At 67.2% G+C, this 24,257-nt stretch carries 20 protein-coding genes; 10 read left to right on the top strand and 10 right to left on the bottom strand.

All coding sequences use genetic code 11. The annotated features are described in order from the left end of the window. The 9 genes from ABIS05_RS09090 to ABIS05_RS09050 all read left to right on the top strand — a co-directional run. Window positions 1–671: TIM-barrel domain-containing protein (locus tag ABIS05_RS09090; protein WP_348012708.1), on the top strand; the 671-nt coding region annotated here is incomplete at its 5' end. Window positions 672–738: 67 nt separating this feature from the next. Next, window positions 739–3,588, top strand: a complete 2,850-nt coding sequence (galA, locus tag ABIS05_RS09085) for a beta-galactosidase GalA (protein WP_348012707.1) — start codon at window positions 739–741, stop codon at window positions 3,586–3,588. After that, window positions 3,585–3,962 carry a hypothetical protein gene (locus ABIS05_RS09080; protein ID WP_348012706.1) on the top strand — a complete coding sequence of 126 codons (378 nt, stop codon included), beginning with the start codon at window positions 3,585–3,587 and terminating at the stop codon, window positions 3,960–3,962. The genes galA and ABIS05_RS09080 overlap by 4 nt, the downstream gene beginning before the upstream one ends. A 19-nt stretch (window positions 3,963–3,981) precedes the next feature. Beyond that, window positions 3,982–5,514: a hypothetical protein gene (locus ABIS05_RS09075; RefSeq protein WP_348012705.1), complete on the top strand. Its 1,533-nt coding sequence runs from the start codon at window positions 3,982–3,984 to the stop codon at window positions 5,512–5,514. Further along, entirely contained in the window at window positions 5,511–6,827 is a 1,317-nt protein-coding gene (locus tag ABIS05_RS09070) for an MFS transporter (protein WP_348012704.1), read from the top strand. Before ABIS05_RS09075 ends, ABIS05_RS09070 begins: the two co-directional genes overlap by 4 nt. Next, window positions 6,827–7,543, top strand: a complete 717-nt coding sequence (locus ABIS05_RS09065; RefSeq protein WP_348012703.1) for a polysaccharide deacetylase family protein — start codon at window positions 6,827–6,829, stop codon at window positions 7,541–7,543. Before ABIS05_RS09070 ends, ABIS05_RS09065 begins: the two co-directional genes overlap by 1 nt. A gap of 72 nt (window positions 7,544–7,615) precedes the next feature. Beyond that, window positions 7,616–8,020, top strand: a complete 405-nt coding sequence (locus ABIS05_RS09060) for a hypothetical protein (protein WP_348012702.1) — start codon at window positions 7,616–7,618, stop codon at window positions 8,018–8,020. Between the two features lie 333 nt (window positions 8,021–8,353). Further along, a complete protein-coding gene (locus ABIS05_RS09055) occupies window positions 8,354–8,761 on the top strand; it encodes a hypothetical protein (protein WP_348012701.1) in 408 nt (135 codons plus the stop codon). Between the two features lie 19 nt (window positions 8,762–8,780). Further along, window positions 8,781–9,254 carry a hypothetical protein gene (locus ABIS05_RS09050; protein WP_348012700.1) on the top strand — a complete coding sequence of 158 codons (474 nt, stop codon included), beginning with the start codon at window positions 8,781–8,783 and terminating at the stop codon, window positions 9,252–9,254. Between the two features lie 34 nt (window positions 9,255–9,288). Here ABIS05_RS09050 and fusA read toward each other — a convergent pair whose 3' ends face one another. Beyond that, window positions 9,289–11,301: an elongation factor G gene (fusA, locus tag ABIS05_RS09045; protein ID WP_348012699.1), complete on the bottom strand. Its 2,013-nt coding sequence runs from the start codon at window positions 11,299–11,301 to the stop codon at window positions 9,289–9,291. A 531-nt stretch (window positions 11,302–11,832) separates the two neighbouring features. Between fusA and ABIS05_RS09040 the strand changes: the two genes are divergently transcribed. After that, entirely contained in the window at window positions 11,833–12,912 is a 1,080-nt protein-coding gene (locus tag ABIS05_RS09040; protein ID WP_348012698.1) for a pirin family protein, read from the top strand. A 180-nt stretch (window positions 12,913–13,092) separates the two neighbouring features. On the opposite strand, the gene ABIS05_RS09035 is transcribed toward ABIS05_RS09040, so the two are convergent. From ABIS05_RS09035 to ABIS05_RS08995, 9 genes are all read right to left on the bottom strand, one after another. Beyond that, window positions 13,093–13,722: an SDR family oxidoreductase gene (locus ABIS05_RS09035; RefSeq protein WP_348012697.1), complete on the bottom strand. Its 630-nt coding sequence runs from the start codon at window positions 13,720–13,722 to the stop codon at window positions 13,093–13,095. Further along, window positions 13,719–14,666 (bottom strand): alpha/beta hydrolase, encoded by a 948-nt coding sequence (locus ABIS05_RS09030; RefSeq protein WP_348012696.1) that lies wholly within the window; start codon window positions 14,664–14,666, stop codon window positions 13,719–13,721. Before ABIS05_RS09030 ends, ABIS05_RS09035 begins: the two co-directional genes overlap by 4 nt. Window positions 14,667–14,686: 20 nt before the next feature. Continuing rightward, entirely contained in the window at window positions 14,687–15,085 is a 399-nt protein-coding gene (locus ABIS05_RS09025; protein ID WP_348012695.1) for a hypothetical protein, read from the bottom strand. 63 nt (window positions 15,086–15,148) lie between these two features. Beyond that, entirely contained in the window at window positions 15,149–15,304 is a 156-nt protein-coding gene (locus tag ABIS05_RS09020) for a hypothetical protein (protein ID WP_348012694.1), read from the bottom strand. Window positions 15,305–15,612: 308 nt separating this feature from the next. Further along, complete coding sequence (locus ABIS05_RS09015) at window positions 15,613–17,157, bottom strand: tryptophan halogenase family protein (RefSeq protein WP_348012693.1); 1,545 nt, start codon at window positions 17,155–17,157, stop codon at window positions 15,613–15,615. Then, window positions 17,154–18,161, bottom strand: coding sequence for a cupin-like domain-containing protein (locus tag ABIS05_RS09010; protein ID WP_348012692.1), 1,008 nt, complete (start codon window positions 18,159–18,161; stop codon window positions 17,154–17,156). Before ABIS05_RS09010 ends, ABIS05_RS09015 begins: the two co-directional genes overlap by 4 nt. Before the next feature lie 133 nt (window positions 18,162–18,294). Beyond that, window positions 18,295–19,011, bottom strand: coding sequence for a SapC family protein (locus ABIS05_RS09005; RefSeq protein WP_348012691.1), 717 nt, complete (start codon window positions 19,009–19,011; stop codon window positions 18,295–18,297). Then, window positions 19,008–20,540 carry a tryptophan halogenase family protein gene (locus tag ABIS05_RS09000; RefSeq protein ID WP_348012690.1) on the bottom strand — a complete coding sequence of 511 codons (1,533 nt, stop codon included), beginning with the start codon at window positions 20,538–20,540 and terminating at the stop codon, window positions 19,008–19,010. Before ABIS05_RS09000 ends, ABIS05_RS09005 begins: the two co-directional genes overlap by 4 nt. Before the next feature lie 342 nt (window positions 20,541–20,882). Beyond that, complete coding sequence (locus ABIS05_RS08995) at window positions 20,883–23,900, bottom strand: TonB-dependent receptor (protein ID WP_348012689.1); 3,018 nt, start codon at window positions 23,898–23,900, stop codon at window positions 20,883–20,885. Between the last annotated feature and the right edge of the window lie 357 nt (window positions 23,901–24,257).

Raw genomic sequence — 24,257 nt, 5'->3', positions numbered from 1 at the left:
CGCACAGCCGCCTGCACGGCAGCAGCAGCTACCGGGTGCCATGGCTCGTGGACGAAGAAAGCTGCGACGTGCTGCGCGCCTTCACGCAGCTCAAGCATCAGCTCATGCCCTATCTCTACGCCAAGGCACACGAGGCGACCGAGACGGGCGTGCCGCTGATGCGCGCGATGCTCATCGAGCATCCCCACGACCCGGCCTGCGCGCCGCTGGACCGGCAGTACCAGCTCGGCGAAAGCCTGCTGGTGGCGCCGGTGTTCACCGAGAACGGCGAGGTGGACTTCTACCTGCCCGAGGGCAAGTGGACGCATCTGCTGAGCGGCGACAAGAAGCAGGGCGGCCGCTGGCACCGCGAGACGCACGGCTTCCTGAGCCTGCCGCTGTACGCGGCGCCTAACAGCGTCATCGCCTGGGGTGCCGAGACCGAGAAGCCGGACTACGACTACGCCAGCGGCACCGTGCTGCGCGTGTTCGAGCTGGACGACGGCGCGAGCGCGGCCTTCACGGTCGTGGGCCTGGACGGCAACGTCGCGGCACGCGGCACGGTCAGCCGCCAGGGCGGGCAGTACACGGCGCAGGTCACCGAGGGCGCGCTGCGCGATTGGGGCCTGGACGTGGACGGCCAGCGCAGCCCGGTGCTGGCTGAAGGCGCCTCGCTGAACTGGAACGCCTGACCGGCAATCCGCCCCCAGCCGGTGGATGCTCAGGCGTCCACCGGCTCATTCGTTTGATGGAGTCACCATGGCTTGGCGTCGCTTTCTGTTGATGGTGTTGCTGGCAGTCGCCAGCTTTGGGAACCTTGCTCAGGCCGCTCCCCGTGAGCGCCTGTCGCTCGACCAGGGCTGGCTCTTCCACAAGGGCGACATCGCCACGCCGCCCATCAAGGGCCATGGCGCTTCGTACAACAGCGCCAAGGCGGGCGGCGTCACGGGCGCTGCGGCGCCTGGCTTCGACGACTCCGGCTGGCGCCGCCTGGACCTGCCGCACGACTGGGCCGTCGAAGGCGGCTTCGACGCCAACGAGAACCTCTCCCAGGGCTACCGCGAGCGCGGCGTCGGCTGGTACCGGCGCTACTTCCAGCTGCCGGCGTCGGACCGCGGCCGCCACATCGAGCTGCAGTTCGACGCCATCGCCACGCACAGCACGGTCTGGGTCAACGGCATCGTCATCAACCACAACTGGTCGGGCTACAACGGCCGCAATATCGACATCACGCCCTACCTGCGCTACGGCGAGGAGGTGAACAACATCGCCGTGCGCGTCGACGCCAACGAGATGGAGGGCTGGTGGTACGAAGGCGCCGGCATCTACCGCCATACCTGGCTGGTCAAGCGCAGCGCCGTGCACATCGCCACCGACGGCATCCATGCCAACCCGGTGAGTGCCGACGGCAAGCGCTGGTCGCTGCCGGTCGAGATCGAGGTGAACAGCAGTGGCCGCGTGGCGCAGGACGCCGAGGTCGAGGTGACGCTGATCGACCCCGCCGGCAAAGAGGTGGCGCGCTCGGCCGCCAAGGTGCGCGCGCAGCCGCTGGGCACGAGCACGGCCAAGCTGCAACTCGCCGTCAAGAGCCCCAAGCTGTGGACGCTGAAGGACCCGCAGCTCTACCGCGTGCGGGCCCAACTGCGCTCGGGCGCGGCGGCACTCGATGAAGCCGAGATCCACACCGGCTTTCGCACCATCCGCTTCGACGCCGACCAGGGCTTTTTCCTGAACGGCCAGCACGTCAAGCTGCAGGGCGTCTGCATCCACCAGGACCACGCCGGCGTCGGCGTCGCCGTGCCCGAGGCGATCTGGGCCTACCGGCTGCGCCGCTTGAAGGACATGGGCGTCAACGCCATCCGCTTCGCTCACAACGCGCCGGCCGCCGAGGTGCTGGACCTGGCCGACCGCATGGGCTTTCTCGTCATGGACGAGAACCGCAACTTCAACCCGTCACCGGACTACATGGCCCAGCTGACCTGGCTGGTCAAGCGCGACCGCAACCACCCGAGCGTCGTCCTCTGGTCGGTCTTCAACGAAGAGCCCATGCAGGGCACCGAGATGGGCTTTGAGATGGTGCGCCGCATGGTCTCGGCCGTGAAGGCGCTGGACGCCACCCGCCCCGTGACGGCCGCGATGAATGGCGGCCTGTTCGCCGACATCAACGTGTCGCAGGCCGTCGATGTGGTCGGTTTCAACTATCAGATCAATGACTACGACCGCTTCCACAAGGCCAACCCCAAGCTGCCGCTGACCAGCTCTGAAGACACCTCCGCCTTCATGTCGCGCGGCGAGTTCACCACCGACCGCGCGCGCCACATCATGGCGTCCGACGACAACGAGGCGGCCTACTGGGGAAACACCCACCGCCAAGCCTGGAAGGCAATAGCCGAGCGGCCCTTCATTGCCGGAGGCTTCGTCTGGACCGGCTTCGACTATCGCGGCGAGCCCACGCCCTTCGAGTGGCCGAGCGCCGGCTCCTTCTTCGGCGCGATGGACCTGTGCGGCTTTGCCAAGACGGCGTTCTGGCTGCACCGCGCGCAGTGGGTGAAGGTCGAGGACCAGCCCGTCATCAAGATTGCGCCGCACTGGAACTGGCCGGGTCGGGAAGGGCAGAAGCAGCGCGTCATGGTGCTGAGCAATGCACCGCGTGTGCGGCTGCTGCTGAACGGCAAGGTCGTGGACGAGCGCGATGTGGATCCCTTCGAGATGGTCACCTTCGACGTGGCCTATGCGCCGGGCGAGCTGGAGGCCGTGGCGCTGCGCACTGGCGCCGAGATCGCGCGCGACGTGGTCGAGACCAGCGGGGCCCCGGTGCGCCTGCTGCTGACACCTGACCGCACCGCCCTGGCCGGCGACGGCCTGGATGCCATGCCCGTCACCGTCAGTGCCTTGGATGCCCAGGGCCGCCCGGTGCCGACCGCCAACGTGAAGGTGCGCTTCGAGCTGAGCGGCGCGGCCAGCATCATCGGCGTGGGCAATGGCGACGCGAACTCGCACGAGTCCGAGAAGGCGCCCGAGCGCAGCCTCTACAACGGGTTGGCCCAGGTCATCCTGCAGAGCCAGCGCGCCGGCACGGGCGAGCTGAAACTGCGCGCGCTGGCCGAGGGCATGCAGCCCGCCGAGATCACGCTCGCCGTGCAGCCCGTGCCCACGCCGCCCGCAGTCGCCGCAGCCGAGCCCGTGACGCAGCTGCTGTACTGGCGCATCTCACCCGCCCAGGCCGCACAACCTGACCCCAATGTCCAGCTTGCCGACAACGACATGAACAGCTGGGGCTGGGGCGAGGTGCCCATCAAGCAGGCGGCCGAGACGCCGGCCTGGCGCCTCTACCGCACCGACCTGCGCCTGCGCGCCGACCTCAACGACGGCCGCGCTCGCCTCGTGTTCCGCGAGCTGGCCGGCAAGGCGCAGGTGTGGCTGGCCGGCGTGAAGCTGGGCGAGAAGGCGAGCGACGCGCCGGCCGAGTTCTCGGTGCTGCTGCCGCCGGGCGCGACGCAGCGGCAACTGACGGTGATGATCCAGTCCGACCCCGCCCAGCCCTCGGGCCTGCGTGGCAAGGTCGTCGTGCAGGCGGGCCGCCCCATTCACGAGACTGTCACGCCATGAACCGACAGATGCTTTGCGCCGGCCTGCTGGCCGCCAGCCTGGCCCAGGCCTGGGCCAGCCTGGCCCAGAACCGCGGCAAGCTCGCCAAGGCCGGTGCCGACCTGGTGACGCAACGGGTGCGCGGCTTCGGCGACGAGCTCGCCGCCACCTGGAAGGCCTCGGCCTACCGCCTGACGATGGATGCCACCAGCGACTTCGTCTGGGGCAGCAACGCCCAAGCGCTGAACCAGGCGCTGAACCAAGCGCTGAACCAGGCGCTGATGCTCATCCAGGCCTACCGCCTGAGCAACGACCGCGTGCAGCTCGACGCCGCGCAGTCCGTGCTGGACTACGTGTCGGCGGCGCTGCCGGCGCTGACACCCAAGGCGCCCTGAGCAAGCCGGAGACGAAACGATGCGCAAACTGATCACCTGCCTGCTGCTCGGCCTGACCACCGGGGCGGCCGGCGCGGCAGACTGGTACCGCGCGGAGAGCCCGCACTTCCGGTTGCTGGCGCAGGCGTCCAGGTCGACGGCGCAGGAGAGAGTGCAGGATCTCGAACGCCTGCACCAGGCCATGCTGCTGACACTGGGGGCCACCCAAAGCCTGTTGCGGTCGCCGTTCCCCATCGTCATGAGCGACGACTCCGAGATGATCGGCCGCGTCGTGCCGCATCTGCGCAACCGCCAGCTCGCGGGGCTCTTCGTGTCGCGGGCCGACGGGTCTCAGGCCTTCGTCTTCAACGACCGGCGCGCCAGCAGTGAATTCACCGGCAAGGTGATCTTCCACGAGTACGCGCACCGCGTCATGGCCCAGTACGCGCGCATCAGCTATCCGGTCTGGTACGTGGAAGGCTTCGCCGAGTATTTCGGTGCGACCGTCATCGAGAGCGATGCCGTGGTGATAGGCGCCGGCAACCCGAATGCCCAGATCCTGACGCGCCGGCCCTGGCTGGACGCGGCGCGCCTGCTGAATCCGCCAATGCAGTCCACCGGCCAGCAGGACATCGACGACAGCTACTTCCAGGTCTTCTATGCCCAGTCATGGTTGCTGACGCACTACGTGCTGTCCAAGTCGGACCGCACGCAGCGCTTCAACGAATACTTCCGCCGTGTCGCTGCGGGTGAGGACCCGGTCGCCACGCTTGAGCCCGCTACCGGCATCGCGCCGGGCAAGCTCAACGGCGAACTGCGCCGCCACTTTGAGAACACCTACTCCGCACGAATTCCAAACACAGCGCTGCAGGCCGTGGCAGTGCGCGTCAGCGAGGTGGCCACCGACGAGGCGCAAGCCGAACTCGACGCCATGATCATCACGACGCGCCCCGAGGCAGAGCATGGCAAGCAAGTGCTGCAGCGCCTGCGCGAACGCGTGAAGAAGGCCGGTGGCGAGCGTGCGCCCGATGCCATGCGCTGGGCCCTGGCCTATGCCGAGATCCGCTACGGCGAATCCGAGAAGGCGCTGGAGATCCTGAGCCCCTGGGCTCAGCAGGACGCGCCGCCCTTTGAGGCCAACCGGCTGCTTGGCTGGGCCTGGCAGACCCAAGCCGCGCACGCCACCGGTGCCGACCGCACCCAGGCGCTGGAGCAGGCGCGCGCCTTCCTGGTGGCGGCCTACAAGCAGCGCCGCAACGACGCGCCCACCCTCTACCAACTGGCCCAGGTGCTGAGCCAGAAGGGACTGAGCCCCAGCCTGAGCAACGCGGCGGACGCCGCCAACGTGCTCGAACCCCAGGTGGGCGAATATGCCTACCTGGCGATCTGGGTGCACCTGCAGGACGGCAACCGTGACAAGGCCCGGCGCGGCCTGGAGTCACTGGCCAACAACCCGCATGGCGGCGAGGGCACCGACCGCGCCCGCGCCGCCCTGCAAGCCCTGCAATCCAACCAGGACGCCTCCGATGTCCTCGCCCTCCTGAACGGCAGCAAGAAGCCCACGACACCATGACTAAAAACACCCGCCACCTGCTGACCTGGGTGCCTTCGCTCTACCTGGCCATGGGCTTGCCCAACGTCATGGTGGGCGTCGTCGCCGCCATCATCTACAAGAACCTCGGCGTGTCGAACGAGGACATCGCGCTGTACACGTCGCAGCTCTACCTGCCCTGGGTGCTCAAGCCTCTTTGGGCGCCGCTGCTGGAGGCCTACCGCAGCAAGCGCTTCTGGGTCATCAGCATGGAGTTCACGATGGCCGCGGCGCTCGGCCTCATTGCGCTGGTGCTGCCGCTGGCCGACTTCTTCAAGCTGTCGCTCGCGTTCTTCTGGATCGTCGGTTTCGCGTCCGCCACGCAGGACACCTGCGCCGACGGCGTGTTCATGACCACCGCGTCCAAGAAGGACCAGGCCCGCTACGCGGGCCTGCAGGGCATGTGCTGGAACATGGGCGCCGTCGTCGCGTCGGGCCTGTTCGTGTCGCTCACGGGCTACTTGCACAACCACGCCGGCATGAGCTGGGTGCAGTGCTGGACCATCGTCGTGCTGATTGCCGCCACGTCGATGGCCGCTTTCGGGCTTTGGCATCTGCGCGTGCTGCCGCCGGGTGCGCCCCCGACCAGGCACGGCGAAGGCTTCGTGGGCGCCCTGAAGGCCAACGTGACGATCTGGGTCACCTTCTTCCAGAAGCCGCAGATCTGGATGATGCTGGCCGTCATCTTCTTCTACCGTTTCGGCGAAGGTTTCATCGAGAAGTTCGGCCCGCTGTTCCTGCTTGACGCGCGCGCCGCCGGCGGACTGGCGCTGGACAACGAGACCCTCGGGCATATCAACGGCACGGTCGGCACGTTGACCTTCATCGCTGGCGCCTTCCTCGGCGGCTTCCTCGTCGCCAAACGCACGCTGCCGCGGAGCTTCTTCACGCTGGCCCTGGTGCTCAACATCCCGCACCTGACCTACTTCTACCTTGCGCAGACGATGCCGATGGACTCGCTGACCGTCGCCATCGTCGTCTCCATCGAGAAGTTCGGCTTTGGCATGGGCTCGGTCGGGCACATGCTCTACATGATGCAGCAGGTCGCCCCCGGCCCCTTCCGCATGGCCCACTACGCGATGGCCACGGGCGTCATGGCAATGACGAAGTGGGGCACCGGCACGGTCAGCGGCTTCATGTGGAACGCCGTCGACCACAACTACCTGAGCTTCTTCGGCTGGGTGCTCGTCTTCTCCATCCCGCCGGTCATCCTGGCCTGGTTTGCGCCCTTTCCGCATGATCATGAGGAAGCCGACGAGTTTGGCGGGCACGCCGCGCCGGCTGGCGGGCATTGATGGGGTTGCTGCTGAGCATGGTGTTGGCTGCCGCTTCGGCGACTCAGCCCGCCTGCGGGCCTGATGTGCTCGGCACCTCGCGCACGCTGACGCTCAAGCGCGAGGGCGCCGCCTGGGGCAAGGCCCAGCACGCCGCGCTGCCGACGCTGGCCCCGGGCGAAGTTGTGTTGACCTTCGACGACGGCCCACGGCCCGAGTCCACGCCTGTCATCCTGAAAGCGCTGGCCGACCAGTGCGTGCAAGCCAGCTTCTTCATGAACGGCGAGCCACTCAAGCAGCATGCCGCCCTGGCCCGCCAAGTGCGCGACGCTGGTCATACGGTGGGCATGCACGGCTATCGGCATGAGCACTTCTCGCCGCTGCAGCCGACCGCGCAGATCGCTGACCTTGACGCAATCGTCGCCACCTACCGCGCGGCCTTAGGTGTCGAGCCGGCGGCCTACCGCTTCCCGTTCCTGGAAGAAACGCCCACGCTGATGAAGGCGCTAGCCGAGCGCTCCATCACCGTCATGTCCGTCGACGCTGGCGCCGAGGACTGGCTACCCGACCAGACGCCGCAGATGCTGGCGGACAAGCTGTTGGGCGAGTTGGCGAAGAGCGGTGGCGGCGTCGTGCTGCTGCATGACGTGCAGGATCAGACGGCGAGGGCGATGCCGTTTCTGCTGGAGGCGCTGAAGGCGAAGGGCTATCAGGTGGTGCATTTGCGCTGGGAGTGAGTGCTGCCCAGGGAATCGGCGATCTCAGTGTTGATTCGTCCTCAGCCGTATTGCTACGAACGACCCCCTCCGATGAAACACAAACTTGTCATCACGAGCTTCCTTTTGGTCATCCTCGCGGGATGCGAGGACGGGAAGCCGGTCGTTGGGCGGTCTCAGGCGTATCCGAGTCCGGATGGCGCCTTCACGGCAACACTCGAAGAAGTCGATAACGGAATGGGCTTCGGGCTGGGCGCGCTCTACGACGAGGTCCACCTTACGCGCCAAGGTGAAGCTGTCGGAAAGCACGGCGATTCCGGGCGTTCCGTCGTCTTCTATGCAGAGTCCGCCTACAAAGTTGGAAGCGAAGTGAAGATCACATGGATAGATAGTCGGCATCTTCGGGTAGAGCTCGGTGGCGAGCAGCGTCCCGGCCGAGCAGTGGGCCAACAGGGCGATATTGCCATCGAGTTTCGCCGACGGAGCCGAACCCCTTAGATTGGGGTGAACGCAGTGAATCCCAACATTTCGGTCTCCCGTGATCGCGATCTACCGCTTTCTGACGATGTGCATTTGGTGGGGAGTTGGAGCTGTTTAGCGATGGTCCTTTTCGCCCGCTGCCGGGCGGGACTCCCGGCAATGCAGCGAGCCGCAAGGACAAGCGCAATAGCAAGATGCTGTCGGCGTAACTCCGAGCGCACTCGTCACACGGAGACACCTTGCCGGCCGCCTATCAGCGCCCGTGCCATGAATCGCAAGCCACCCTCCTACACACGCACTCCACCTGCCCAGTCACATTCATCGCATCACAGCTGAAAAGCGCGGTGCCTCATGAAAATCGTTCTCGACGCCATCCTTGCCAGCCTCCTCGCAGCGGCCCTCACAGGCGGCGCGTGCGCGCAGTCTGCTGCGCCGGCTTCGTCTCCAGCTTCAGCGGCCGAGCCGATGACTGCAGCGTCCAGGCAGGTGCCCACCCGCAACGCGGCCATCACGGCGGCCGAGAACGCCAAGGAGCCCGGCAACCAGCGGCCCGAAGAGCGGGTGATTCCGCAGATTCGAATACCGCTCAAGCCGAGGAACAGCGCCGCTGCTGCAACCATCGCGTCAGCGCCTGCCGGCAACGTGCCGGGTGGCGTGGACGACGGCGCGGCGAGGTGTATGGCCGCCGGCAGCGCAAGTGAAAAGGCAGCCTGCGAGAGCGGGTTGGCGGCCTCCGGGCCTGTGAAGTCGAAGCGCTGAACTTGCCGGAGATATCAAGATGCCCATTCGCAGCCTGCTCTCGTCCGTGTTGATCGGCGCCGTCGCAAGCGCCCGCTCGATGACGCCCATGGCCTCCATCGCATTGGCCCGCCTCGCTGGCCGTCGCACGCCCGGGCAACTCTTCCTGTTGGATCGCCCGCTGTTCAAGTTCGGCGCCATGGCCATGGGGGTTGGAGAACTGTTCGGCGACAAGATGAAGACGGCGCCTGATCGCACCGTGGCCCTGGGCCTCACGGCGCGCGTCGCGAGCGCCGGCATTGCAGGCGCGGCCCTGGCGCCGCACGGCAGCGAGTGCGCCGGGGCCACGGTCGCGGTCGCGACCGCCGTGCCGCTGGCTTACGCCACGCTCGCCGCGCGCAAGCGAGCGATGAGCCGCATCGGCCAGACGCGCAGCGGGCTGATCGAAGACGCCCTCGTCGTCGCTGCAGGCCTGGCCATCGTCGCGCTGGCCATGAGACGGACGCGCGAATGAAAAGAGGGTGGCCGTTTCCAGCCACCCCCTTTCGTCAAGCCGCCAACGCGGCACGCGCCGGCGCTTCGGCGTAATGGCTTAACTGCATGGTGAACTGCGCCCGGCCCGAGCTGAGCGCGCGCAGCTGCCCGATGTAGCCAAACATCCGCTCCAGCGGCACATGCGCCGTCACGACGACCGCATTGCCGCGTGCGTCCTGGCCCTGCACCTGGCCGCGCCGGCGCAGCAGGTCGCCAATGACATCGCCCAGGTGCTCGGCCGGCGTGATGACATCCACAGCCATCACCGGCTCCAGCACCGCAGGCGACGCATTCATGACCGCCTCGCGCAGCGCCGCTGCCGCCGCCAGCTCGAAGGCCAGCGCCGACGAGTCACGCACGTGGGCGCTGCCGTCCAGCAGCACCGCCTCGAAGTCCACCAGCGGATGGCCTGCGAACGGGCCAGACGCAGCAGCCTTGCGGATGCCCGCCTCGACCGCCGGGATGAACTCGCGCGGGATCGCACCGCCCATCACCTGGGACTCGAACCGGAAACCCTCACCGCGCGGCAAGGGCGCGATGCGCAGGGTCAGCTCGGCGAACTGGCCGGGGCCGCCGCTCTGCTTCTTGTGCACATGGCGCACCTCGGCCGAGGCCGTGATGGTCTCGCGGTAGGCGACCTGCGGGCGGCCCGTGGTCACGTCCACGCCGAAGCGTGAACGCAGCTTTTCCACGGCCACTTCCAGTTGCAGCTCGCCCATGCCGGACAGCAGCGTCTGGCCCGAGTCGGCGTCCTGCCGCAGCCGCAGCGACGGGTCCTCGCGGACGAGCACGCCCAGGCCCTTCGCGAGGGCCGCCGCATCGGCCTGCTTGCGCGGCTCGATGGCGACGTCGATGACGGCGGCGGGCACGGCGATGCTTTCCAGCACCGGCGCGTCCTTGGCAGACGCCAGCGTGTGGCCGGTCAGCACGTCCTTCAGGCCGACGACGCCCGCGATGTCGCCCGCGACGAGTTCGTCGCGTTCGACGCGCTGGGCCGCATGGATCTCGTACAAGCGCGATACGCGCTCGGGCTTGCCGGTGCTGGCGTTGAACACCGTGTCGCCGCGCTTGAGCCGGCCGCTGTAGACACGCACGAACACCATCGCGCCGTGGTCGTCGGCGGTCAGCTTGAACGCGAGGGCAGACAGCGGCGCGTGCGGGTCCGCAGCGCCAGTGGCTTCGCCAGGCGCGGGCAGATAGGCGACGACGGCGTCCAGCAGCGGCTCGACGCCACGGTTGCGGAAGGCCGAGCCGGCCAGCACGGGCACGAAGGCGCCCGCGATCACGCCGCAGCGCAGGGCCGCACGCAGCGCGTCCACGGGCAGCTCGGCGCCGCGCAGCCAGGCGTCCAGCAGTGCGTCGTCTTGTTCGGCAGCGGCTTCCACCAGGCGTGCACGAGCGGCCTGGGCAGCGGGCAGCAGCTCAGCAGGAATCTCGGCCACGCGCGGCGGCGCGGATGCGTCGTCCTTGTCCCAGACGAGGGCCTGCATCGTCAGCAGATCGACCACGCCACGGAACTCGCCTTCCGCGCCGATGGGCAGCTGCAGCGGCAGCGCGCGCACGCCGAGGCGGTCCTGCAGGGACGCGACGACGCGGCCGAAGTCCGCACCGACGCGGTCCAGCTTGTTGACAAAGGCGATGCGCGGCACGCGGTACTCGTCCGCGAGGCGCCAGTTGGTTTCGGTCTGCGGCTCCACGCCGGCCACGCCGTCGAAGACGACGACAGCGCCGTCCAGCACGCGCAGCGAGCGGCGCACCTCGAGGTTGAAGTCGATATGGCCGGGCGTGTCGATCAAATTGATCTGGGTGCCCTGCCAATGCACGGTCGTGGCCGCGCTGTGGATGGTGATGCCGCGAGCGCGTTCCTGCGGGTCGAAGTCCATCGTCGTGGCGCCGTCGTGCACTTCGCCGATGCGATGGTTCTCGCCCGTGTAGAACAGGATGCGTTCGGTGGTCGTGGTCTTGCCGGCGTCGACGTGGGCGATGACGCCGATGTTGCGCAGCTTGCGGAGGGTGTTCGAGTTCATGGTGGATTCCTGATGCGGTGACTGTTGCCAGCCCCCGGTGGAAACCACCTGGCAGGGCTAGCGCAAAGGCAGGACGCCGAAGCGCACGAGCGACGAGCAGGGCTCAGCCGCGCTCCGGCGCTCGGGAATCGTGGCGATCAGCTTGTCGAAGGTGCGCATGCGCATGGTGTGAACTCGGTTGCACTCAAGTGCAGAAAAACAAAACCCCGGGAGGTGGGAGCCTGCCGGGGTTGGTTGGACCGGAAGGCTTTGCGCCTTCCGAGCACGATCGAAGGGCGCTCAGGTGTTGAGGCGGGCTTGGGTCGTGTGGTTGATCTTCATGATGGCCGCGATTGTCTGGCGGCTCGAACAGGCCTGGGGTTTGTGGGGTCATCTTGTGCCTCGCGCCAGGGTTTCATGGCTTGCAGCGTGTCGTGGCCACGCTGGCCTGCGGCTCGCGCGGCGATGCGGTGCTGGTCTGCAGGATGCAAAGGCCCGCCGGCATTCGAACGGCCAGATCCCGTTATGGTGAGGGACCTTCGGAGCATCACCATGACCGTCAACAGCTCACCCCCTTCCTCCATCGTCGCCACCCAGCCTCTGGGCATGCCTTGGGAGACGCTCGACCCGTTTCTGTTCTGCGTCCATCACGACGACGCCTATCCGCCAGGCAACGGCCGCTACGGGCCGGACGCGTCGCTGCTGGCGGGCCGCCAGATCGGCTCGGACTTTTCGCGCAAGGACGGCTGGAGCATGTATCACGGCCAGCAGGTGCCCGGCTTCCCCGCCCACCCGCACCGCGGCTTCGAGACGGTGACCATCGTCCGCAAGGGCCGCATCGACCACGCGGACTCGCTCGGCGCCGGCGCGCGGTTCGGGGGCGGTGACGTGCAGTGGCTGACGGCCGGCAAGGGCATCGTCCACGCGGAGATGTTCCCCCTGCTGCGCACCGACCAGCCCAACGCGCTGGAGCTGTTCCAGATCTGGCTGAACCTGCCGGCCGACAGCAAGATGGTCGACCCGCACTTCACGATGTTCTGGTCGCAGGACATCCCGCAGCACCGCTTCGTCGACGCGGCGGGGCGCGCCACCGACCTGGTGATCGTTGCCGGTGACCTTCCCGTCTCTGGCAACGGCGATGGCAACGCCAGCGTGGCCAAGCCGCTGGCGCCGCCGCCCAACTCGTGGGCCTCGCGCCTGCATTCGGACCTGGCCATCTGGACCCTGCGCATGGCGCCCGGCGCGCAATGGACGCTGCCGGCGGCAACGGGCGACGGCACGCGCCGCAAGCTGTACTTCTTCGCGGGCAGCCAGATCACCATCGATGGCCAGGCCGTGGCCGTGGGCTCATCCATCGAAGTGCGTGCAGGCGCCAACGTCGTGCTGATCAATGGCGATCAACCCGCCGAGCTGCTGATGCTGCAAGGCCGCCCCATCGGCGAGCCGGTGGCGCAGTACGGCCCCTTTGTCATGAACACCCAGCAGGAGCTGCGGCAGGCGTTCGAGGACTACCGACGCACCGAGTTCGGCGGCTGGCCGTGGCCAGACGCTGCGCCGGTGCATGGCGACGAGGGCGGCCGTTTCGCCCAGCACGCCGATGGGCGCACGGAACGGCACCCGTCGCAGGAGTAGGTGGGACTCAGGTCACCACTCGGGCGAGCCACTTCGATGCATAGGCGCGCAGCGGAGGTGGCTGACGTCGGCGGCTTTCGACCCATAGGAGCCGGCGGCGGTTTCCCCAGCCATAGTCGGCGCGATGGCAAGCGTCAGTCCGGCGCATAGAGTCCGCCGGACCTTGCGCGCGGCTGAGGCCTACCCTCTGATCAAAGGCGCGCGGCCGAGCCAGTGGTCGTCGGTCAACTGGTCGACGACAAATCTTGCAACATCGGATCGGCCAATCGCTCCGCCATGAACCTCCGATAGATCCGTGAGAGCCTGCACCACACCCGTGCCGGGCTTGTCGTTGAGCACCATCGGTCGAACCAGCACCCAATCCAGCCCGCTGGCCCGGACGATGTCTTCCTGGCGGTTCTTGTCCTCATAAACCTTGCGCAACAGCAACGGCATGATGAGTTTGTCGAACACGAAGCCGCCATGGCCGCGGCTGTCGCCGGCGCCAAGGCCGGTGATGCAGACCAGCCGGCGAACCCCTTCTTGAGTCATCACCTTCACGAGCGCGCGCGTTGCGGTCGAAAGCAGGGTGACTTCATTGAACGGGCTCACGGAAGTGCCGAGCGAACTGATGACGCCGGAACAACCTGCAAGCGCTCGCTGGAGGGCAGCTTCATCGCGTGCGTCGCCTTCGAGGAGCGTTGCTCCGGTGAGGTTCTGCGCGCGGGCGACAGACCGGACCAGAGCCACGACCGAGTGCCCTTTCGCAGCGGCCGCGCGGCAAATCTCGCGACCCGTTCCGCCGGTCGCGCCGAGAACCAATACCTTCATGATGACCTCACGCTGGTTTCGACCTTGAAGCACTGCCGCAAGAAGTCACCGATGTCGTCGAGTGCGGCCTTTGCCGCATGCAGTGTGGAAACGTTGGAAGGGAACACATGCACCATTCCTTCCCAGACGTTGACCCGGCAGACCCCGCCGCTCTTCTCGACCCGATCGCCGTAGCGCGTGGAATCGTCGAGCAGGACTTCGTCTTCCCCGACGTGGACGAGGATCGGAGGCAGGCCGGCGAGATCGGCATACAGAGGCGACGCTCGCGGATCCCGCGGGTCGTTCTTGCCGAGGTACAGGTGCGCCGTGGTGGCAAGCGCCTGCTTGGTCGACAGCGGGTCCGCTTCGGCGCGGGTTGCCATGCTGTCGCCGGTCAGCGCCAAATCGGTCCAGGGTGACATTGCCACCGCGCCCAAAGGACGCAGGCTCAAGCCGTCTTTCGCCTTGGCAACCGTCAGCGACAGGAGCGCCAGCGTCAACCCGCCACCGGCCGAGTCCCCCGCCAGCGCGATCCTAGTGAATCCCTGCGCGACCAGCCCAGCGTACGCGGCCTGTGCATCGTCAACCGCTGCTGGAAACGGGCGTTCCGGCGCCAGCCCGTACTCCGGCACGAACGCAGCGATCCTGGTCCGGGCAACGATCTGCCCGACGAAGTGCTGATAGGCGAGCGCCGATCCGACGATGTAGGCGCCACCATGAAAATAGAGAATCGCAGCGGCGGCGTCAGGTGTATCTGCCGGTCGGCACCACACGCCTGCGATACCACCCACCGAGGCCACCTCGTAGGTCACGCCGGGTGCCGCAGGCGTCTTCTGCATCAGTTCATCGAAGGGCTTCCTGGCCTCGGGTCCGGTAACGCTGCCTTTCATCGAGGCAACCATCGTGCGCATGCCGAGCATGACCGCGCGATCAAGCAAGTGCAGGGGTTGGCGGATCGTTGACATGGTGAGCTTCTTCCCGCGATTCAGTCGACCTTCAGCCACCGAGCCGCCGCGTCGGCGGTGTCGGGCGGCGAGGTGTTGAGTGCAATGGCGGCGTTGGGGGCGGCCCTGTGCACGGCATTGAGTAGTCGCTCGAACAGCAACAGGCTCTTGGGCGGAATGCGGATGCCTCCGCCGATCACGACGCAATCGTATGAGGTGGTCGCGAGCTGGCGCTCAAGCGCTTCAGTCGCGGATTCGTCGGGACGGACCAGGCAGAGATCGGCATGCCACCCTCGGTCTGCCATCTGCTGCATGCCGACGGCAATGCCGGCATGGATCTTTGCAGCGTCGAAACCGGGCGGCAATGCCGGGTCCGAGAAGTCGACCGTTTCCGGCTGTTGGCCCACGAACAGCACCTTCTTGGCTTGCGACTGCTTCATCACGCTCTCCTGATTCGCTTGAGGGGGTTGGAAGTCGACTTACGGCTGCCAGCCCTGCGCGGTCTAGGCGGCGAAGTCGCGGTAGCCGCGCGGCGACCGGCCGAGCAGGGTCGTCAGACGGCCGAGGTCTTCCGAGGTCGCCACGGCGCCCTCGTGCTGGTACCGATGCATCATGGCACGCATGTCGTAGGCCATCCAGGCGGGTGCGCGCGATTTCATGTTCTTCTCGAACGCGTCGAGGTCGTTGCCTGCGTAGCGAACGTTGACCGTACCGCGTGCATCGGGTGTCGATTGGGGGCAGCGAGACCGCGAGCGTCCGCATTGGGAATGGCTGCGTTCGAGTGGTCATCGCGTCATGACGGCTGTACTTTGAAACCGGTCATCGGTGCCGCGATTTCCTGTTTGCCCGAGCGTCTGGAAGTGGCTGATAGCCATCCACCGTCGCCATCTGCAGCACCCGCCTGCTCGCCCGCAATGACCTACCGCCGCCAACCGCCGCCCGGGCGCCGCTTACTGGCCCTCCGGCTTCAAGCCCGCTTCGGCACGGCCGCCAACTGCGCCGTTGTTGCATGGCGATACGGCGCGCACAGCTGCTCGACATAGGCCTGGTGCTGGGGCAGGCCGGCGACGGTGCGCGACACCTTGAGGTGGATGTCGCCGAGGAAGGTGCTCAGTTCGTCCTTGCCCATCAGGTCGGCCACCGGGTGGTAGCGCTGGGGCGTGATGCCCTGGCCCATCATGACCTGGATCCACGAGTTCTCGGCGAACAGCTCGTCGCTGGTGCGGAAGACGCGGCCGGTCTCGCGGAAGAGGGCGATGCGGTGGCGCAGCGTGGCCGGCAGGTCCATCTCGCGCACGTGCTTCCAGAGCTTGGAGTCGGTGCGCTCGTTGACGGTGTAGTGCAGCACGACGAAGTCGCGGATGTGCTCCAGCTCGCGCTTGGACTGCAGGTTGAACTCGTCGACGTCGGACTGCTGGATGCCGCCCTGCGGGAACATCTGCATCAGGCGGATGGCGGCGCGCTGGATCAAGTGGATGCTGGTGGACTCCAGCGGCTCGACAAAGCCGCTGGCCAGGCCGACGGCGACGCAGTTGCGCTCCCACACCTTCTCGCGCTGGCCGGGCAGGAACTTGATCAGGCGCGGCTGGATCAGCAGCTCGCCTTCGACGTTCTTCTTCAGCACCTCGGGTGCATCGGCGTCGCTCAACTCCTTGCTGCTGTAGACCAGGCCGTTGCCGACGCGGTTCTGCAGCGGGATGCGCCACTGCCAGCCGAAGGGGTGGCAGATGGAGCGGGTGTACGGCCAGGCCTCGCGCACCGAGGCCGTCTGCACGGCCACGGCGCGGTCGCAGGGCAGCCAGTAGGACCAGTCTTCGTAGCCCACGCCGAGCGTCTCGCCCAGCAGCATGGAGCGGAAGCCGGTGCAGTCGATGAAGAGGTCGCCGGCTATGCGGCTGCCGTCCTGCATCTGCAGCGCGGTGATGTCGCCGTCCTGGCCCATCGGGCCATCCATCAGTACGGCGCCGATCTTGCCTTCGATGCGCTGCACGCCGTAGCCCTCGCTCATCGCGCGCAGGTATTTGGCGTAGCGGCCGGCGTCCATGTGGTACGCGTAGTTCAGGCCGCCGCGTGGCACGTGGGCGAAGCGGTTGGCCATCGCCGCCACCGTCTCGGGGTTGTAGTCGGTGTAGGGCTTGGACAGCCCTTGCGCAACGCCCTTCAGCCAGAAGTGCTGGAAGCCGGCGCTCCAGTGGTCGTTGCCCGTTGTGCCGAAGGAGTGGAAGTAGTCTTGGCCGACGTCCTTCCAGCCCTCGAAATTGATGCCGAGCTTGAAGGTCGCGTTGGTGGCCGCCATGAACTCGGCCTCGTTGATGCCGAGCAGGTTGTGGAAGGTGTGCAGCGCGGGGATCGTGGCCTCGCCGACGCCGACGGTGCCGATCTCCTCGGACTCGATCAGCTTGATGTCCAGCTGCTTGCCGAGCAGCTTGCTCATCAGCGCGGCCATCATCCAGCCGGCAGTGCCGCCGCCGGCGATGACGATGCGGCGGAAGGATGCGTTAGGAGTGTTCATCGCTTGAGTTGGATCAGGAGTTGCGCGCGGGCCTGGCGCGAGAGGGTGTCGTCGATGGGGCCGAGCAGGCCGCGCGCAGCCTCGGGGATGTGGGCCCAGGTGGCCGCGTCGGCCGCGAAGACGAAATGCTGAAAGTGGTGCTGCCAGATGTGGCGTTCCTTCTCGGGCAGGTCACGCATCGTCATCAGCGCCAGGTGCAGTGCATTGAGCGGCGAGTCGACGTAGTCGGGCGTCTGGCGCCACCAGGCGTTGATGAGCAGGTTGACCGGCGCCAGCCCCACGATGTGGTGGAACCACATGCTGGGGATGAAGATGGCGTCGCCGGGTTCCAGCTCGGCGGTCTCGCCGGCATCGAGCGCGCGCGGGAAACGTGGGAAGCGCTCGAGGTCGGGTTTCTCGAAGTCGACCAGGCTGATGGGCTGGCCGGCGGGCGTCGGGTCCAGCGGGCCCATGTAGAGGTTGGCTATCTGCTCGGGCGGAAACACCGTGAAGCGGCGCCGGCCAGCAGCGACAACGGCGAGGTTGTCGGGCAGGTCGTAGTGGGCGGCGATGCGGGTGCGGTTGCCCAGCCACAGGCTCACCAGCGCGTCGCGTTGGCCCAGGCCCATCACATTGGCGTCGAGGAAGCCGGGCAGCACGGCGTCCACCGTCGTCGAGCCGACGTAGAGGGCCGGCGGCTCGGGCGTTGCGCTGAGGCCGAGCAGGCCGGTCAGCACCTGGTCGAGCGTCGCACCATGCCGCGAGAAGTTGAAGCCGCTCAAGGTCTCGTCGGCGTAGAAGACGCGGCCGCGCGCCTCGGGCGCCAGCTGGAAGAGGCCGATGCGCATGCCCTGGTAGAAGCCCATCAGATAGCGCGCCAGGGCCTCGTCGGACTGACGTGCCGCCTGCACCACCGGCCAGTGCGCGAAGCCGCCGCGCACAACGTAGGGCCGGTCGCCGGTCAGCAGCTCGGCGGGCATCTCATTGGGGTCGAACGGCCCGCTCCAGTCAGGTACTGCGCGCATGGGGTGGCTCAATGCAGGCCGAGCGCCGGGCCGCTCCCAAGCCGGCCTGCGCTGGCGATGTGCGTGCGGCTCAATGCCGCATGCATCGCCGTCCCCGCGGGGGACCGGCCAACGTACTCGTTGGACGAGGGGCTCATCGATTCGCGCGTTCGACCAGAACTTGCAACTGCTGCAGCGAGGCGATCTGCATGTAGATGGGCAGCAGATGGCCTTCGCGCGCCAGGGCCTCCAGCGTGTCGCCGGGCAGGGCGGCCAGGCGCTCCTCGTTGATGGTGAAGAGGCCCGTCAGCCGACCCTGCTCGCCGCCCGGCGTCTCGACGTCGATGACAAAGGGCTCCAGCAGTTGGTAGCGCGTCAGCGCCTCGATGAAGACCGGCAGATGCTGGGCCTGGGCGTGCAGGTGCTCCATCAGCTGCACGACGTGATCGAGGTGGTCGCTGAAGCCGCCGTGCGGCATGAAGATGGCTGTGCCGACCTCGCCCTCCTCGGGCCGCACGATGCGCGGGCTGTCCAGGTCGATGTGCAGCTGCAGGCTGTCGTCAGGGGCGCGGCCGATCATGAAGGGGTCGCGCTGCAGGGCCATGGGCACGACGGGCGCGTCCCAGCCCGCGTCGGTCAGAAAGAGGTTCTGGCCTTCCTCCAAGCCGAACAGGGCCACCGGCTGGAAACCGGTGTTGGCGGCGTCGCCCTCCACCAGCTGGAAGACGATGGGGAAGTGGGCCTGCAGCTGGCGGAACTCGGCCGGCAGGGCCAGGGCCGACTGGCGGGCGTCGCCCAGGCTGGCAGAGCGCTCGGTGTGGACGCGCAGATGGCGGTGGGTGACGTTGTCGAGCAGGGCAGGGCGGGTCATGGAGCTAGGCGGTGGATGTGGTCGATCAGGCTGCGATGGCCCGGCAAGCCGGACAGCAGGCGGCGGGCTTGTCGGGCGGCCTCGTCGAAGCAGGCCTGGGCTGCCTGCAGTTTGGTGGCGGACAGGCTTTGGGCGTCAGGGCGGAAACCCATGCCGTAGAGCACGTACTGGTAGCTGGCCGGGGGGAAGACCTCGTCGATGCGCCCGAAGTCGTGCCGCGCCGGTGGGCGCAGGCGCCACATCGGCAGCAGCTCGCGCAGGCGCTCGGGCCAGGTGGCCGGGTTGCGGTGGGCGCCCCAGTAGTCGCTGTCGTCGCGTTGGCTGAGCGTGTAGTGCAGCTTCAGGAAGTCGATGACGCGAGCCCAGCGGTAGCTGAAGTCGTCGTTGAATCGGCGGGCGACGGCGCCCATGGTGGCGCGGCTCATCGGCAGCTCGTCGCACAGCCGCTGGGCCGACAGCTCGACCAGGGCCAGGGCCGAGGCTTCCAGCGGTTCGATGAAGCCGGAGGACAGGCCGATGGCGACGCAGTTGCGCACCCAGAACTGCTCGCGGTAACCGGGGTCGAAGCGGATGGAGCGCGGCGTGGGGCGCTCGGTGGGCGTGCCGGTGGCGTCGAGATAGGCCTGCAACGCGGCATGCGCTTCGTCGTCGCTGGCGTGGGCGCGCGAGTAGACGCAGCCGACGCCGCGCCGCGAGGGCAGGGCGATGTCCCAGATCCAGCCCTTGGCCCAGGCGGTGGCGACGGTGACCGAGGCGATGGGCGCGTCGGGGGTTGCGTAGGGCACCTGCACCGGCAGGGCAGCGTCGTTGAAGAGCACGTCGCGCTCGCTCTTCAGCGGCACGCCAAAGTGCTGGCCGATCAGGCGCGAGGCCATGCCCGAGCAGTCGATAAAGAGGTCGGCAGCCAGGGCGCCGTTCTCGCGGGTCTGCAGCGCGGCAATGTCACCGTTCTCGTGCGACAGCACGGCGTCGACGTGGCCGATGACATGGCGCACGCCGAGCTTGGCGACGGCGTGCTCGCGCAGCAGCTGGGCGAACAGACCAGCGTCGAAGTGATAGGCATAGTTGGCGACAGCGGCGAACTCGGGCGTCTGCACCTGCTTGGGCGCGCGCGCAGCCTCGCAGACCTGCACCGAGGGGCTGACGACGTCGGCAAAAGGTCGGCCTGCCTGCGTGGCCAGCCAGGGCTGCACGAGGTCTGCATCGCCGTAGCCGACGGGCAGCATGAAGGGATGGTAGTAGCGGTCACCGTCAGCGCCTGATTGGCCGCGGGCCCAGCCGTCGAAGCGCGAGCCCTGCTTGAACGAGACCTGGCAGCGGCGGATGAACTCGGGCTCCGACAGGCCGATGCGGCGCAGCGTGTCGCGCATCGACGGCCAGGTGCCCTCGCCGACGCCGATGGTGGGCACGTCGCTGGATTCGATGAGCGTGATGCGCAGGTCGGTGTGCTCGGCGGCCAGCAGGCCGGCCACCAGCCAGCCGGCCGAGCCGCCGCCTAACACCACCACTTCGCGCAGTCTGTCGTTCACGATCATCTGACCCCGAAAGCAAAAAAAGCCGCTCGCGCGGCCTCGCCAAACGGCGAACAAGAGCGACGCCCCAGCGCAGAGCGCCGCCGAACCAGGCTGTGAGCCTAGGGCAACGCAGAACAAGTCCCTCGCGCGCAGCGCCTCCCTGCTTTGGGCGGCCTGCGGCGTTGCAAGCCTTGCAGGCCGCGCCAAGCCAGAGGCTTGGCCCTTCGGCAGGCACACGCGGCCTGCCGCTTGTGTCCGGCCTCAGCCTCGCCATAGCCAGCTATGTCTGCGGTTTGCGCCTTGCAGCCCATCCCAAACCAGGGCGCGCTGCATCGCGGGGACTTATTCAGCGTCGCCTTAGAACTTGTACCGCGCGCCGATCATGACGCGACGGCCCAGCTGGGTGACGGCACCCATCTGGTTCTCGTTGCGCATGTGCGTACGGGTGTACTCGTCCGTCAGGTTGATGGCCTCGAACTGCAGGCGCAGGTGCTCGTTGACGTTGTAGCCCACGCTCACGTCCAACTGGCCGAAGGGCTCGACGTAGAGCGGTTGCGCACCTTCCACGCCACCGAAGTTGGCAGCCAGGAACTTGCCGCGCCAGTTGTAGGCCAGGCGGGTTGTCCACGTGTCGTTCTCGTAGAAGCCCACCAGGTTGCCGGAGTCGCCCAGGCCCACCAGCACATCCGTCTGCGCGCCGCGCTTGTTGTTGTCATAGCTCAGGTTGGACTTCACCTTCGTGAAGTTGGCCGACACGCCGAAGCCGCTGTTGCCGAAGATGTGCTGGGCGTTCAGCTCGATGCCGCTGAGCTTGCTGGTGCGCGTGTTGTTGATGTAGGTGCCGAGGTTGAACATCAACAGCGGGTCGGTCGGCTGCGCGGTGATGCTGCCCAGGGAGGTGCCGGCTGCGCCCGGGCTGACGCCAGGAGCGGTCGGGAAGTTCGCGAAGATGTACTTGCGGATGCAGTCCGAGTCGTTGCCGCAACTGCCGGCCGTTTGCGCCTGCTTGTACATCGCGCTGCCGATCGGTGTGTGCAGGTCGAACAGGTTGGTGTTGGTGATGACCGCTTCGTTGTAGTCCTTGAGGGACTTGCGGAAGTAGCTCGCCGCGACGTAGCTGCTCTTGGCGTAATAGTGCTCGGCGGAGAAGTCGATGTTGCTCGACTTCAGCGGCTTCAGGTCGGGGTTGCCCACCGAGCCCGAGCCGCCGTCGATGCGGGCCAGAGGGTCCAGTCGCTGCCCGCCCTGGATGGCGTTCCAGCCCGGGCGGCCGATGGTCTGGCCGTAGCTGACGCGCAGCTTGGTGTCGTTGGTCACATCGGCGCTGAGGTCGATGGACGGCAGGAAGTAGCCGTACTTACCGTCGCGCGCTGCGGAGCGTGTGCCGCTGAACGTGATGGGCACTTCGTTGTTGGCCACCCAGGCCACCGACACCGGGATCTTTTCCGTGGACGGCGAATTCACCTTGGTGCGCTCGTAGCGGGCGCCGATGGCAGCCTCCATGGGCACACCCCATTCCCAGCCCAGGTTGTACTGGCCGAAGACCGCCTGCGACTTCTCCGTCGTGCGGAAGTCGTCGTTCCAGTCGAACGAGGCCTTCAGCAGGGTGTCCGAGCCCAGTGCCTTGATGGCCGCAGCGCGCAGGTCTTCGAAGTTGAAATAGAAGAACTGGTTGAACAGGCGCGGGTCGTTGGAGCCGGGGACGCGGCTGAAGTACTTGCTGATCGAATCGGCTTTCCAGATGTCGTCCGGCATGGCGGCCGGGCCACCGGCGGCGCCACCGCCCCAGGTGTCACGCTGGACGTTGGCGAAGGCGGAGCGGTTCTTCACGTCGGTCAGCGTCAGGCCGAAGTCCAGGCTGCTGTCCTCGTTGATCTTCCAGTTGCCCTTGGTCTGGATCTGGCTGACCTGGTTCTTCTGGTAGCTGTTGCCGAAGACCGAGCCCTGCAGTTCCTGGGCGGTCGGGTCCAGCGTGGCGCCCTTGATGCCCAGCACCGGGAACTTGTTGCTGAAGTCGACAAAGGTGTCGCCGCGGTTCAGCGAGGCGGTGCCCAGCGTCACGCTGGTGCCGAGCGGGTCATTGGCGCCCGAGGTGGCGGTGGAGTGGTGGGCGTCGAGCTCGAAGCTCAGCGCGTCGCTGGCCTTCCACTTCAGGTTCAGGCCGAGCTGCTGGTTCTTGTTCTTGGTGCTGATGCGCGATGCACCCATGGCCAGGTCGGAGTTGGCCATGTGCTCGCCGTAGATGATGGGCGAGGAGGGCGAGCCCGTCTGGTATTCGCCGAACTGGCCGCCGTAGTTGAACCAGGCGGAGATGTCGTTGCGGCGCTGGCGGAACTTCTGCTCGGACATGACGAAGTCCAGCGTGCCGACCAGGTCCTTCGTCGGCTTGAACTGCAACACGAGCTGGCCGTTCAGGCGCTCGCGATGCACGCCGGTGAACGAGTAGTTCAGGTTCTGCGGCACGCTGTAGATGGAGTCCACGGCCGGACGGTTCTTGATTTCCGTCGCCGCACTGGCGGGCGGCAGGCCGCCCCAGACGGCGTTGCCGCCGCCCCAGTCGGCGTTGTCCTGGATGCCGTTGAAGGTCTTCCAGCCGCTGCTGACATTGGCCTGCGAGTAGCCGGAGTCGCGCACTTGATACGTGCCCATCAGCGCAATGCCGAACATGCCGTCATTGCTCTGCGTGCTGTAGATGCCGCTCAGCTCGGGCGTGGCGCGCTTGCCCTGCTCCTCGCCGGGCAGGCGGCGGGCGGACTGGTCGCTCACCAGCTTCACGCCGACCTGGGCGATGGTTTCCTTGGTGTCGAAGGGGCGGGGCGTGCGGATGTTGATCGTCGCGCCCATGCCGCCGGTCGGGCTGCTGGCGCGGCTGGTCTTGTAGACCTCAAGGGCCGACACGCCGTCGGCGGCGAGGTTGGAGAAGTCGAAGGAGCGCGAGGCGGGCGCGCTGCCGTCGACGCTGGCGCCGGGCATCTGGCGGCCGTTCAGCAGCACCAGGTTGAAGTCGGGGCCCATGCCGCGCACGGTGATGCGCGTGCCTTCGCCATTGGCGCGGTCGATGGACACGCCGCTGATGCGGCTCAGCGATTCAGCCAGGTTGGTGTCGGGAAACTTGCCGATGTCCTCGGCGACGATGCCATCCACCAGGCCCGACGACGAGCGTTTCAGGTTGACCGAGGTTTCCAGCGATTTGCGAATGCCGGTCACGATGACCGTTTCCAGCTGCGTCGTGCTGTTCAGCGCCTGGGGCACGGAGGTGCTGGGCGTCGGGCCAGCGTTGGGGTTGCCTTGGGCCAGCGCAGCGGCGCCGGAAAACAGCAGGCCGCTGGCGGCAGCCAGGCTTGTGAGGCGAAGGGCAGGACGAGGCTGTCTCATTCACTTGTCTCCAGAGTTGTGATCTTGTCGTTTGGTGCTCGATGAAGAGCTGAAAGCGCTTTCAAGCGTACGTCAATGGCAGCGCTTTCAAACTAGGCAACACCCTTGGTCTGCGGCTTGGCGGCAACGCCAGGGCTGAAGGACCAATGGGGACTGGTTCCGGCACCTCATCGCCTTGCAGGGCCTATCCCAGCTGGGATAGGCGGCGCTTTCAGTGGTGGTTACGGGTAGTTCCGGGTTGAAAAGCGGTAGCTCGCTGAAACGACTGAAAGCGCTTTCACGAAATCATGCGGCAGGGCCCACAGATCAGCCACATGGTTTACCCGGGCTGAACAACAGTCCGGTGCGAAGGGTCGT

Origin of the sequence: Roseateles sp. (genome assembly GCF_039929605.1) — a bacterium.
Classification (GTDB): domain Bacteria; phylum Pseudomonadota; class Gammaproteobacteria; order Burkholderiales; family Burkholderiaceae_C; genus Pelomonas.
This window is presented reverse-complemented; position numbering and strand designations above follow the sequence as displayed.

Bases quoted from the DNA above. Each gene is read 5' to 3' on its own strand.
- galA (WP_348012707.1), top strand. From the start codon at position 739: ATGGCTTGGCGTCGCTTTCTGTTGATGGTGTTGCTGGCAGTCGCCAGC.
- ABIS05_RS09080 (WP_348012706.1), top strand. From the start codon at position 3,585: ATGAACCGACAGATGCTTTGCGCCGGCCTGCTGGCCGCCAGCCTGGCC.
- ABIS05_RS09075 (WP_348012705.1), top strand. From the start codon at position 3,982: ATGCGCAAACTGATCACCTGCCTGCTGCTCGGCCTGACCACCGGGGCG.
- ABIS05_RS09070 (WP_348012704.1), top strand. From the start codon at position 5,511: ATGACTAAAAACACCCGCCACCTGCTGACCTGGGTGCCTTCGCTCTAC.
- ABIS05_RS09065 (WP_348012703.1), top strand. From the start codon at position 6,827: ATGGGGTTGCTGCTGAGCATGGTGTTGGCTGCCGCTTCGGCGACTCAG.
- ABIS05_RS09060 (WP_348012702.1), top strand. From the start codon at position 7,616: ATGAAACACAAACTTGTCATCACGAGCTTCCTTTTGGTCATCCTCGCG.
- ABIS05_RS09055 (WP_348012701.1), top strand. From the start codon at position 8,354: ATGAAAATCGTTCTCGACGCCATCCTTGCCAGCCTCCTCGCAGCGGCC.
- ABIS05_RS09050 (WP_348012700.1), top strand. From the start codon at position 8,781: ATGCCCATTCGCAGCCTGCTCTCGTCCGTGTTGATCGGCGCCGTCGCA.
- fusA (WP_348012699.1), bottom strand. From the start codon at position 11,301: ATGAACTCGAACACCCTCCGCAAGCTGCGCAACATCGGCGTCATCGCC.
- ABIS05_RS09040 (WP_348012698.1), top strand. From the start codon at position 11,833: ATGACCGTCAACAGCTCACCCCCTTCCTCCATCGTCGCCACCCAGCCT.
- ABIS05_RS09035 (WP_348012697.1), bottom strand. From the start codon at position 13,722: ATGAAGGTATTGGTTCTCGGCGCGACCGGCGGAACGGGTCGCGAGATT.
- ABIS05_RS09030 (WP_348012696.1), bottom strand. From the start codon at position 14,666: ATGTCAACGATCCGCCAACCCCTGCACTTGCTTGATCGCGCGGTCATG.
- ABIS05_RS09025 (WP_348012695.1), bottom strand. From the start codon at position 15,085: ATGAAGCAGTCGCAAGCCAAGAAGGTGCTGTTCGTGGGCCAACAGCCG.
- ABIS05_RS09020 (WP_348012694.1), bottom strand. From the start codon at position 15,304: ATGAAATCGCGCGCACCCGCCTGGATGGCCTACGACATGCGTGCCATG.
- ABIS05_RS09015 (WP_348012693.1), bottom strand. From the start codon at position 17,157: ATGAACACTCCTAACGCATCCTTCCGCCGCATCGTCATCGCCGGCGGC.
- ABIS05_RS09010 (WP_348012692.1), bottom strand. From the start codon at position 18,161: ATGCGCGCAGTACCTGACTGGAGCGGGCCGTTCGACCCCAATGAGATG.
- ABIS05_RS09005 (WP_348012691.1), bottom strand. From the start codon at position 19,011: ATGACCCGCCCTGCCCTGCTCGACAACGTCACCCACCGCCATCTGCGC.
- ABIS05_RS08995 (WP_348012689.1), bottom strand. From the start codon at position 23,900: ATGAGACAGCCTCGTCCTGCCCTTCGCCTCACAAGCCTGGCTGCCGCC.